Here is a 10,404-nt window from a genome sequence, read left to right as displayed (position 1 = left end):
GACCCCACCCCGAGCACGACCATCGCCACTTCCGTGACGCCCCCGCGGTCAGCCACGGCGTACTCGCTGATGGTCACGTTCATCGGGTCGAGGTACGAGTCAGGCCCGAACTGCCCGATGAGGATCGCCACCACCGCGAACACGATCGACGAGCACGCGATCAGCGGGTAGAGCCTCTTCACTGCGGTCATAGGGAAACTCTGCGACAGGGGCGGCATCACTCACATCAGTGCCCATCCCCTACCCGACCCTGAGAACCCCGGCCTTCCCCTAGGGGGCGCGTTCCGGCCCGCGCAGGTCTTCGAGTGCCTGCTCGACCGTGTCGTGGATGGTGAACGCGCGGTCCAGGCCCCGCTGCCGGAAATCTCGCAGGATGTCGGGCGGCATCGCGGCGAGGGCCAGCCGTCCGCCCGCCAGCACGGTCCGCTTGAGCGCCGCGAGCAGCGCCCCGGCGCCCGCCGAGTCGCAGCTCGTGACCCCGGTCAGGTCGAGGACCAGGCGCGCGTCCTCGGTCCCGCGCACCAGCGGGGCCGTCTCCTCACGCAGCGCGAACGGCGCCCGCTCGTCCAGGTCACCGGCCACGCGCAGGACGAAACACGCCACGCCGCCGCTTCTCCGGGTCTCGACCTCGATCGCCGGGCCCTGGCCCGGCTGGGGGTCTGGCATCGCGCGCACTTCTCCGATCGTCCGTCCGTCTCCTCCTCCGAGGGTGCACCGCCGGTACGACATTCCGCGAGGGACGTGCCGGACTTCTCCCGCGAGCTGAGCTTCTCCCGCGAGCTTCTCCCGCGAGGACGTGACATGCTGGCCGGCGTGACGAGCGCGGGAGGACAGGCGGGCAGGCTGCTCCAGATCGTGGTGTGCGCGGCGAGCCCGGCGGCCGAGGTCGGGCGGCTGGTCGGCCTGGCGCAGGCGGAGGGATGGATCGTCCAGGTCGTCGCCACGCCGTCGGCGCTCGACTTCATCGACGTGGCCGAGCTGGAACGGCGGACCGGGCGGCCGGTCAAGAGCCGCTACCGCAGGCCGTCCGAGGCCAAGCCGCCGCGTGCGGACGCGATCGTGGTGGCTCCGGCCACGTACAACACGGTCAACAAGTTCGCCCAGGGCATCGCGGACACCTACGCCCTCGGCCTGCTGGCGGAAGCGCCCGGGCTCGGGATCCCCGTCGTGGTGCTGCCGTTCGTCAACAGCGCGCTCGCCGGGCGCCGGGCCTTCGCGCGGAGCGTCGAGGAACTGCGGGCGGAGGGGGTTCTGGTGCTGTTCGGGCCCGGCGAGTTCGAGCCGCACGTGCCGAGTTCCGGCGACGACCGCATCGACGCCTTCCCCTGGGAACGGGCGCTGCACGCCTTGCCAGGCGGCGCCGAGCACTGAACCCGCGCGCGATCGGGGACGCCTGGGCGACCGGAATGCGTGGGCGGCCGGGATGCCTGAGCGGCCGGAATGCGTGAGCGGCCGGGATGCCTGGGCGGCCGGGATGCCTGAGCGGCCGGGATGCCTGAGCGGCCGGGATGCCTGAGCGGCCGGGATGCCTGGGCGGCCGGGGTGCCGAGAAGATCGGCACTGCCCGACCGCCGGCGGCATGGGGGTTCCGCGTGGCCGTCCGGCGCTTACGGGACCGGGGTCACGCCGTACCGGTTGATGGCCATGTCCGGCACGGGACGCTCGGGGCCGTGCTCGCCCCGGGTCAGGCTCTCCTCGGGGTAGCGGGTCCCGGCGGTCGCGTCCCTGCTGTAGGCGCTCTCCAGGTCGGGCTGCGCGCCCATCCTGGCCCCCGCCGACTCGGCGGTTCGTTGGCCGGGAATCGTGCCGGCCTTGGAGCGGGACCTGGCCGTGCCGGCCTTCGCGGCCCCCGACCGGGTCGTGCCTGATTTTGCCGTGCTCGGCCTGGACTTGGCTGTGCTCGACCGTGCGGTGCTCGACCGGGCGGCGCTCGACCGTGCGGTGCTCGACCTGGTGGTGCTCGACCTCGCCGGGGTGGCCCGGCTCGTGGTCGTGCTGGTCGAGCGCGAGCGTGCGGCGCTCGTCGGCTTCTTGGCGGTCGCCGACGTCTTCGCCGTCGTCGACTTCTTGGCGGTGGACGAGGTCTTGGCACCGTTGGACTTGGTGCCGCCGGCCTTGTTGATCGTCTTGATCAGGTCGTCCTTGCGCATCTTCGACAACCCGGTCAAGCCGAGCCGCTTCCCCCGAGCACGCAACTGATCCGCGCTCATGTCCGCGAGACCGCTACCGGCCTTCGACCTGCTCGTCGCGGACTTGCTCGCCGTGCTCTTGCTCGTCGCGCTCTTGCTCGACGCCGACTTGCCACCGGCCTTGTTGATCGTCTTGATCAGGTCGTCCTTGCGCATCTTGGACAGCCCGCTCAGACCGAGCCGCTTCCCCCGAGCACGCAACTGGTCGGCGCTCATGTCCGCGAGACCGCCACTGGCCTTCGACCTGCTCGTCGTGGACTTGCTCGACGCCGACTTGCCACCGGCCTTGTTGATCGTCTTGATCAGGTCGTCCTTGCGCATCTTCGACAACCCGGTCAAACCGAGCCGCTTCCCCCGAGCACGCAACTGGTCGGCGCTCATGTCCGCGAGACCGCTACCGGCCTTCGACTTGCTCGTCGTGGACTTGCTCGTCGTGGACTTGCCGGACTTCGTGGACGTAGCGGCCCGCGAACGGCTGCCGTTGCCGCCGGCCTTGTTGATCGTCTTGATCAGGTCGTCCTTGCGCATCTTCGACAACCCGCTCAGACCGAGCCGCTTCCCCCGAGCACGCAACTGATCCGCGCTCATGTCCGCAAGACCGCTACCGGCCTTCGACCTGCTCGTCGTGGACTTGCTCGACGTGCTCGACTTCGTGCTGCCGCCGGTCCGGCGGGACGCCGCCCCGTTGCTGCCCGTCCGGCCGGCGCTCGAACCGCTGCCGGCCTTGGTCACGGCCTTGATCAGCTGGTCCTTGCGCATCTGCGACCCGCCGGACAGCCCCAGCCGCCGGGCCCGGGCCCTGAGCTGGTCGACCTTGAGGTCAGCCAGGCCGCTCTGCTTCGCTGATCGCGTCGTGGTCGCCGATTTCTTCGTCGCCGACTTCTTGGCCACCGGTTTCTTGGCCGCCGACTTGCTCGCGGTCTGGATTCGTCCGTTGTTCCTGGTACGTGCGGGAACTTTCAGTCGCGCCATGGCGCATCACCCCCGCACCCCCACTACCCCCCGTTTCAACCACAAACTGGGCAGCCGAAATCAGGTTTACGGCCTCGACAGGAACTGGGGACGGGCCTGGGCGTAACGATCACGGATCTCCGGGCGCGGTTCCCCGGTGTAGACGGCCGTGTCCTCCTGTCGCCAGGCAGGCGTGGTGAGCAGCGTGGCGGCCTGATAGGCGGCCCCGTCGGCCACGTACTCGCCGGGCGGCGGCACGGTCACGGCGGTGCCGAAGACGGTGGGAGCGATGCGGCGTACCGCCTCCGAGCGGGCCGCCCCGCCGATGAGCAGCAGCCGGTTCGGGGTCAGCCGCAACGACTCCAGCGCGTCGGCCAGCCCGCAGAGCATGCCTTCGATCGCGGCTCGCGCCAGGTGGGCCGGGGTGGCGGTGGCGAGCGTGAGCCCGTGTATCGCGCCGGTCGCGGCAGGCAGGTTCGGGGTGCGTTCGCCCTCCAGGTACGGCACCAGCGTCAGCCCGTCCGCGCCAGGCGGCGCCTGCAGGGCCAGTTCGCTGAGCTGGTCGAGGGTGACGCCGGTGAGCCGGGCGGCGGCGTCCATGACGCGGGCCGCGTTCAGCGTGCAGACCAGCGGCAGGTAGCGGCCGGTGGCGTCGGCGAAGCCGGCGACCGCGCCGGTGGGGTCGGCGCTGGGGTGGTCGGCGACGGCGAAGACCGTGCCCGAGGTGCCCAGCGAGACGACGACGTCACCCGGCAGCGCCCCGACGCCGAGCGCGGCGGCCATGTTGTCGCCGGTGCCCGGAGCCAGCCGGACGCCGCCCGCGACCACCGCCTCCTCGGCCGGCCCGAGCACCCGGGGCAGTAACGGCACCGCGCCGAAGGCGGACTTGAGGAGATCCGTCCGGTACGTGCCGGTGGCGGGCGACCAGTAGCCGGTGCCTGAGGCGTCGCCCCGGTCGGTGGTCAGGAGCTCCAGCGCGGGCGGCGGCGCGGACTCCCACGTCTCACGCGGACCGGCCGCGAGAGCGCCGGCCAGCCGCCAGGTGAGCCAGTCGTGCGGCAGGCAGACGGCCGCCGTGCGCCGGGCGTTCGCCGGCTCGTGCGCGGCCAGCCAGCGCAGCTTGGCGACCGTGAACGCGGCCACGGGAACGCTCCCAACCGCCTGCGCCCAGAAGTCCGGCCCGCCCAGCTCGGCCACCAGGTCGGCAGCCGCCTGCGCGGAGCGGGTGTCGTTCCAGAGCAGCGCGTCGCGCACGACATTTCCGGACTCGTCGAGACAGACCATGCCGTGCTGCTGCCCCGCCACGCTGACCGCCGCCACGTCGCCGAGCCCGCCGGCCGCGTCGACGGCCCGCAGCAACGCCGTCCACCAGTGGTCGGGATGCACCTCGGTGCCCGAGGGATGGGCGGCCCGCCCCTCACGGACGAGCGCGCCCGTGACGGCGTCGCGGATGACGACCTTGCAGCTCTGCGTGGAGGAATCGATCCCCGCGACCAGTGTCAACCGCGTACTCCCAACAGGTGTTCAAGTGCGAGCTGATTGAGGTGGCTGAAATGGTAGCCGCGGGCGGCGGCCGCGTCGGGATCGAAGTCGTCGTCCCACAGGTCGGCCAGGCTCTCGCCGCGGTTGAGCGTGGGCAGGGCCAGCTCGTCCACCCTGGAGGCGCGCAGCGCCTCGCGCACCTCGGGGTCGGCGCGGAAGCGCCTGGCCTTCTCGCGCAGGATCAGGTACGTGCGCATGTTCGCCGCCGCCGACACCCACACGTCCGCGGCGTCCTCGGTGCGCGCCGGCTTGTAGTCGAAGTGCCTCGGGCCGTCGTAGCCGCCGTGTTCGAGCAGGTCGACCAGGAAAAACGCGCTCAGCACGTCGCCGTGACCGAAGACCAGGTCCTGGTCGAAGCGTGGCCCGTGCTGGCCGTTGAGATCGATGTGGAACAGCTTGCCGTGCCACAGCGACTGCGCGACGCCGTGGACGAAGTTGAGCCCCGCCATCTGCTCGTGGCCGACCTCCGGGTTGAGCCCCACCATCTCCGGGTGCTCCAGCTCGCCGATGAACGCCAGCGCGTGACCGATCGTGGGCAGCAGGATGTCGCCCCTCGGCTCGTTCGGCTTGGGCTCGATCGCGAAGCGCAGGTCGTAGCCGCGCTCGCGCACGTACGAGCAGAGCAGGTCGAGGGCCTCCTTGTAGCGGCCGAGCGCGGCACGCACGTCCTTGGCCGCGTCGGACTCGGCGCCCTCGCGCCCTCCCCAGCACACATACGTCTGGGCGCCCAGCGAGGCGGCCAGGTCCAGGTTGCGCAGCACCTTGCGCAGCGCGTGCCGCCGCACGTCGCGGTCGTTGCTGGTGAACGCGCCGTCGCGGAAGACCGGGTGGGTGAACAGGTTGGTGGTGGCCATGGGCACCTTCAGGCCGGTCTCGGCGACCGCCTTGCGGAACGAGGCGATCGCCCGGTCGCGATCGGAGTCGACGGCGACCAGGTCGTCGTCGTGAAAGGTGACACCGTAGGCGCCGAGCTCGGCCAGCTTGTGCACGCTCTTCACCGGATCGAGCGGCGCCCGGGCGGCGTCGCCGAACGGGTCACGCGCCTGCCAGCCGACCGTCCACAGACCGAAGGTGAATCGATCATCTGGGGTTGGCTCGTACATGTCCTCGATGCTCCCCGAGCGATCAGCAGTGCACAAGCGGCTCTTCACAGGCCCGATGGATCACGCCCCACGCTGATCTCCTCGGCGATCTTCCTGATCTCCGCCACCTCGAGGCCGGGCGCCTTGGGCAACTGGCGCAGCAACGCGTCCATCACCACGGGAACGGGCTGGCCCGCCAGCCGGCCCGCGATGCCGTGGACCGTCCTGAACAGCACCTCTTCGGTGTCGTGCATCCGCGTCTCCTCGTTCGACTACCCGCAGCACCGTACGACGTGGCCACGACAGTTTCCCGCTCCCTGAGCAGCGTGTTCCGCCGGATTTAGTTGAAATCTCATACAATTGAGGTCGAAGAAAGGTGACTGCGATGCCCGTTCAGCGACTCAACCACGCCGTCCTGTATGTCCGGAATGTAGAGCGCAGTGTCGCCTTCTACCGTGAAGCGCTGGGCTTCGAGGTCGTCATGAGCATGCGCGGCGCCGCTTTCCTGCAGGCGTCCGGGTCGAGCAACGACCACGACCTGGGCCTGTTCGAGATCGGCGAGCAGGCGGCGGACTCCCCCGCGGGTCGCGGCAGCGTCGGTCTCTACCACCTGGCCTGGGAGGTCGACACGCTCGACGAGCTCGAACGCGTCGCCGCCACGCTGAGCGAGCTCGGCGCGCTGGTCGGCGCGTCCGATCACGCCACCACCAAGGCCCTGTACGCGCGTGACCCCGACGGCCTGGAGTTCGAGGTCTCCTGGCTGGTGCCGGCCGCGCTGCTGACCGAGGAGACGCTAGCGGCCCGGGCCCGCATCCGCCCACTCGACCTGGCCGCCGACAAGCAGCGGTACGGCGGTCAGACCCGCGGCGGCATCGGAGTGTCGATCCCGGCCTGATGTGCTGATACCGGTCCGAAAGGTACCGTGGGCTTATCCGACTCCCACGCCTTGGAGAACGGTCATGCCAAGCGATCCCGATCACGTGCTCGACGCCATCGACGGCGTCGTGGAGGAATGGGAGACCGTGAGCGCCGACGCGATGCGCTGGCAGCCTCCGGAGAGCAAGAGCCCGGACCTCCTGACCGAGATGGGCGAGATCTTCGCGCCGCTCGCCAACGCGCTCACCGAAGTGCTGCGCCCGCTCGGCGACACGTTGAACCGCGTGTTCGACCACCTCACGGACGACGACGACCACCCGGAGAACGGCACCCCGGCGTGAGTCGTCCCGGCCTGGGTCATCCGGCCTGGGTCGTCCCGGTACGAGCATGCCAGGGTCCGAGTCCCCGATCCGGTTCAGTCCGACGTGCGCCGGCGGCGGGTGCGCCGCGGGTAGGCCTTGGCCGTCTCCGCCAGCCGTGCCGAATGTTCGGCCTGCTTGCGCCAGTGGCCATAGGCGTCGCCGCGCTGGGCGAGCCTGTCGAGCTCGCGCATCGTCGCGAGCGGGATGAACGCGGGCTCCGCGTCGCGCCACGGCGTGCCGGGCAGCGGCATGAACGTGTGCGTGTGGATGCGCGCGCCCAGCTCGGCCAGGTCGGCGGCGAGCTTGAGCGAGTCCCGCTGATCGCCTTCGTCCTCACCCGGCATGCCGAAGATGAAGTCGACGTTCGGCCTGAACCCGTGTTCCACCGCGATCCGCACCGCGTCACGCACCGGCGAGGTGTCGTGCCCGCGCCCGGACGCGGCCAGCACCCGATCCGACCCCGACTGGGCGCCGATGATGAGATTGTCGTTGGCCACGTACCGTTTGAGCAGCTTCATCGCCTCCGGCGACACGTGCTCGGGACGCACCTCGGACGGGAAGCTGCCGAAGAACACCCGGCCGTGCGGCGGCAGTTCCTCCTTCACCCCGGCCAGCAGCTCCTCCACGGCCGTCAGGTCGGCGTCGGGCCCGGGCGAGCCGTACGAGAGCGAGGTCGGGGTGATGAACCGGACGTCACGCAGCCCGCGCTCGACCATCCCGCGCACGTGCTCGCGCACGCTGGACACCGAGCGGTGCCGGAACTGGCCGCCGAACATGAACGGCGTCTGGCAGAACCGGCAGGTGTAGCGGCACCCACGGGTGATCTCGATGGGCCCGTTCCTGCCGACGAACGACGGGTACGCGTCGAGCGGCAGTTGCGGGGCCGCTCTGGTGCGAAGCGCCACGCCGTCGCCGTCCTTGACGGCCAGGCCGGGCACGCTCGTCAGCGGCTCGCCCTGACGCAGCGCGGTGACCAGGGAGATGATCGTGGATTCGCCCTCGCCGATCGCGGCCAGGTCCCAGCCGGCGTCGATGACCTGCTGCGGCTCGGCCGTGGCGTGCACGCCGCCGGCGATGTGCAGGACGCCGGGCCTGTCGCCGTGCGCCCGGACGGTGGCCAGCTCTGCCGCCATGGCCTCGGCGTCGGGCGAGTAGAACGACCACAGCACGAGCACCCGGTCGGCGCCGGTCTCGGCGATGTGGGCGGCGGTCTCCTCCGGCGTGGTGCCGAGCCGCAGCTCGTGTTCCACCCCGGCCGTCTCCAGAGCGGCGAGCAGGGCGTGCACGCCGTACGTCACCGCCTTGCGATAACGCACCACCACGCTCACTGCCGCCGTCACGTCCGGCAGCGTAGCCCAGGCCGGCGGGCGGGCGAAAAGGCAGCGGCGATCACGGTGGGCGTGCGGCTAGACTCGCCGACATGACCTGGCGACATTGATGCTTGACCAGAGGCCGGCCTGAACGACGAGGCCGAGGGCCACCGGGGTGCCGCGCGCACCCGGAAGATCCCTCACCCCTCCGTTCATGGAAGGCCTCATGATCCCATCGTTGCGGCGTGCGCCCGGCCGGTTGGTCGGCACGCTCTACGTCTACGTGTTCCTCGGTGAGTTCATCCTGCTCTACCCGGTCTACACGTTGTTGTTCACCAATGCCGGGCTGACCGTCGCCGAGACGTCGTCGCTGTTCATCATCTGGGCCGTGACCGGCATGGTGCTCGAGGTCCCGTCGGGGGCCTGGGCCGACGCGGTGTCGCGGCGGTTGCTGCTGTGCCTGGGCCCGCTGCTGGCCGGCGCGGGGTTCGCGCTGTGGACGCTGTTCCCTTCGTACTGGGCGTTCGCGCTGGGCTTCGTGCTCTGGGGCGTGGAAGGCGCGCTGGTGTCCGGCGCCTTCGAGGCCTACGCGTACGAGGAGCTAGAACACGCCGGCCAGGCCGACCGCTACGCCACCGTCATCGGACGGACGAACTCGGTCGGACTGGTCGCGGACGCGACCGCCATCGCCCTGGCCACCCCCGTGTTCGCGGCCGGCGGCTACCTGGCCGTGGGCGTGGCCAGCGTCGTGGTGTGCCTGCTGTGCTCGGCGACCGCGCTGACGCTGCGCGAGCACCCCTCGCCCGCCCGCGAACGCGAGGAGGGCTACCTGAACGTGCTCAGGGCCGGGCTGGCGGAGGCCAGGACGAACCGGCCGGTCAGGCACGCCGTGCTGCTGCTCGCCGGTGTCACGGCGGTGTGGGGGGCGCTTGAGGAGTACATCCCGTACCTGGGCTTCGAGGCGGGCGTGCCGGAAGGGGCGATCCCGCTGGTGATCCTGGTGGTCTGGATCGGCGCCACGGCCGGTGGGCTGCTGTCGGGGCCCGGTGGCAGGCTGCCGGTACGCGCGTTCGCCCTGGCCGTGGCGCTGGGCGCGGTCGCCCTGGCCGGTGGGGCGCTCAGCCGGCATCCGGCCGGGTTCCTGCTGATCGCGGCCGCCTTCTGCGTGTTCCAGCTGGCCGGGGTGGTGGCCGACGCCCGGCTGCAGAACAGCATCACCGGGCCGGCCAGGGCGACCGTGACGTCGGTCGCCGGGCTGGGCACCAACCTGATCACCGTGCTGGTTTACCTGGCTTATGGGGGTCTGTCCGGGATGCTGCCGCATGGGGTGACGTTCGCGGTGCTGGCGCTGCCGTACCTGCTGATCGCGGCCTGGCTGGCCAAGCGGTGACCAAGGCGCCGGCGAAGCGGTGACCGGGGCGCCGGCGGAACGGTGACCGGGGCGCCGGCGAGGGAGGCTCGCCGGCGCCCCGCCCGTCAGTCTTCGCGGTAGAGCGACAGGCAGACCAGGTCGTTCTGGAACCCCACGCCTTCCCAGAACCGGTGCGCCTCGGTGTTGTCGCGGCAGGCGAGGTGGCGCACGGTCAGCGCGCCCCGCCCGAACAGCCAGTCGGCCGCCGCCCTGGCCAGCGCCCGGCTCACCCCCCGGCCCCGGTGCTCGGGCACGACGTACAGCTCGTCGATCTCGCCGAGCAGGCCGGGCAACAGCCCGTCGCCGTCGTCGAGCCGCCCGTTCACGAACCCGACGATCTCCTCGTCCGCGACGGCGACCAGGCAGAACGCGTCGCGGTGCCAGGCGGACATGCCGAGCATCCTGGACAGGTTGCGCTGCCCCTCCGCCCCGAGCGGCCCGCCGTCGTCCAGCTCGGCACACATGCGGTTCCACAGGTCGCCGACCTTTTCGCCTTCGCTTTCGCGAACGCGTCTGATCTCGATCTCCACTGCCTTTCCCCTTTTCCTCGACACGCTCCCGGTGAATGGTGGCGCGGGGAAAGGCGGCGCCCTCGTACGTCAACCAGGCATGTCTTCACGATAACGAGTAGGGGGTACTCATGCGCGTTTCCCGGTTCCCGTCCGACAATCGGCGCGACGA

General features: G+C 71.0%; 11 protein-coding genes and 1 pseudogene. 4 read left to right on the top strand and 8 right to left on the bottom strand.

What is annotated here, in order from left to right; genetic code table 11:
* Positions 1–191: pseudogene (locus tag HII36_RS31470) on the bottom strand (DUF998 domain-containing protein); the annotation flags it as partial.
* A gap of 79 nt (positions 192–270) precedes the next feature.
* Complete coding sequence (locus HII36_RS31465; RefSeq protein ID WP_236004048.1) at positions 271–666, bottom strand: STAS domain-containing protein; 396 nt, start codon at positions 664–666, stop codon at positions 271–273.
* Between the two features lie 75 nt (positions 667–741).
* On the opposite strand from HII36_RS31465, the gene HII36_RS31460 reads away from it, so the two are divergent.
* Positions 742–1,371, top strand: a complete 630-nt coding sequence (locus tag HII36_RS31460) for a flavoprotein (protein ID WP_328807970.1) — start codon at positions 742–744, stop codon at positions 1,369–1,371.
* Between the two features lie 236 nt (positions 1,372–1,607).
* Here HII36_RS31460 and HII36_RS31455 read toward each other — a convergent pair whose 3' ends face one another.
* The 4 genes from HII36_RS31455 to HII36_RS31440 form a co-directional block, all read right to left on the bottom strand.
* Positions 1,608–3,161 carry a Rho termination factor N-terminal domain-containing protein gene (locus tag HII36_RS31455; protein WP_173526916.1) on the bottom strand — a complete coding sequence of 518 codons (1,554 nt, stop codon included), beginning with the start codon at positions 3,159–3,161 and terminating at the stop codon, positions 1,608–1,610.
* A gap of 66 nt (positions 3,162–3,227) precedes the next feature.
* Positions 3,228–4,643, bottom strand: coding sequence for a xylulokinase (locus HII36_RS31450; protein WP_173526915.1), 1,416 nt, complete (start codon positions 4,641–4,643; stop codon positions 3,228–3,230).
* Positions 4,640–5,785, bottom strand: coding sequence for a xylose isomerase (gene xylA / locus HII36_RS31445; RefSeq protein ID WP_217370201.1), 1,146 nt, complete (start codon positions 5,783–5,785; stop codon positions 4,640–4,642). Before xylA ends, HII36_RS31450 begins: the two co-directional genes overlap by 4 nt.
* A 44-nt stretch (positions 5,786–5,829) precedes the next feature.
* Positions 5,830–6,018 (bottom strand): hypothetical protein, encoded by a 189-nt coding sequence (locus tag HII36_RS31440; RefSeq protein ID WP_173526914.1) that lies wholly within the window; start codon positions 6,016–6,018, stop codon positions 5,830–5,832.
* Between the two features lie 131 nt (positions 6,019–6,149).
* On the opposite strand from HII36_RS31440, the gene HII36_RS31435 reads away from it, so the two are divergent.
* Complete coding sequence (locus HII36_RS31435; protein ID WP_173526913.1) at positions 6,150–6,659, top strand: VOC family protein; 510 nt, start codon at positions 6,150–6,152, stop codon at positions 6,657–6,659.
* A 64-nt stretch (positions 6,660–6,723) separates the two neighbouring features.
* Entirely contained in the window at positions 6,724–6,981 is a 258-nt protein-coding gene (locus HII36_RS31430; RefSeq protein WP_173526912.1) for a hypothetical protein, read from the top strand.
* 74 nt (positions 6,982–7,055) lie between these two features.
* Here HII36_RS31430 and HII36_RS31425 read toward each other — a convergent pair whose 3' ends face one another.
* Positions 7,056–8,342, bottom strand: coding sequence for a TIGR04013 family B12-binding domain/radical SAM domain-containing protein (locus HII36_RS31425; protein ID WP_328807969.1), 1,287 nt, complete (start codon positions 8,340–8,342; stop codon positions 7,056–7,058).
* Between the two features lie 196 nt (positions 8,343–8,538).
* Here HII36_RS31425 and HII36_RS31420 point away from each other — a divergent pair, with 196 nt between their 5' ends.
* Positions 8,539–9,702, top strand: a complete 1,164-nt coding sequence (locus tag HII36_RS31420; protein ID WP_173526911.1) for an MFS transporter — start codon at positions 8,539–8,541, stop codon at positions 9,700–9,702.
* An 86-nt stretch (positions 9,703–9,788) separates the two neighbouring features.
* On the opposite strand, the gene HII36_RS31415 is transcribed toward HII36_RS31420, so the two are convergent.
* Positions 9,789–10,253, bottom strand: a complete 465-nt coding sequence (locus HII36_RS31415) for a GNAT family N-acetyltransferase (protein WP_173526910.1) — start codon at positions 10,251–10,253, stop codon at positions 9,789–9,791.
* Between the last annotated feature and the right edge of the window lie 151 nt (positions 10,254–10,404).

Origin of the sequence: Nonomuraea antri, from assembly GCF_013283785.1 — a bacterium.
Classification (GTDB): domain Bacteria; phylum Actinomycetota; class Actinomycetes; order Streptosporangiales; family Streptosporangiaceae; genus Nonomuraea; species Nonomuraea antri.
This window is presented reverse-complemented; position numbering and strand designations above follow the sequence as displayed.

Bases quoted from the DNA above. Each gene is read 5' to 3' on its own strand.
- HII36_RS31430 (WP_173526912.1), top strand. From the start codon at position 6,724: ATGCCAAGCGATCCCGATCACGTGCTCGACGCCATCGACGGCGTCGTG.
- HII36_RS31420 (WP_173526911.1), top strand. From the start codon at position 8,539: ATGATCCCATCGTTGCGGCGTGCGCCCGGCCGGTTGGTCGGCACGCTC.
- HII36_RS31465 (WP_236004048.1), bottom strand. From the start codon at position 666: ATGCCAGACCCCCAGCCGGGCCAGGGCCCGGCGATCGAGGTCGAGACC.
- HII36_RS31435 (WP_173526913.1), top strand. From the start codon at position 6,150: ATGCCCGTTCAGCGACTCAACCACGCCGTCCTGTATGTCCGGAATGTA.
- xylA (WP_217370201.1), bottom strand. From the start codon at position 5,785: ATGTACGAGCCAACCCCAGATGATCGATTCACCTTCGGTCTGTGGACG.
- HII36_RS31440 (WP_173526914.1), bottom strand. From the start codon at position 6,018: ATGCACGACACCGAAGAGGTGCTGTTCAGGACGGTCCACGGCATCGCG.
- HII36_RS31455 (WP_173526916.1), bottom strand. From the start codon at position 3,161: ATGGCGCGACTGAAAGTTCCCGCACGTACCAGGAACAACGGACGAATC.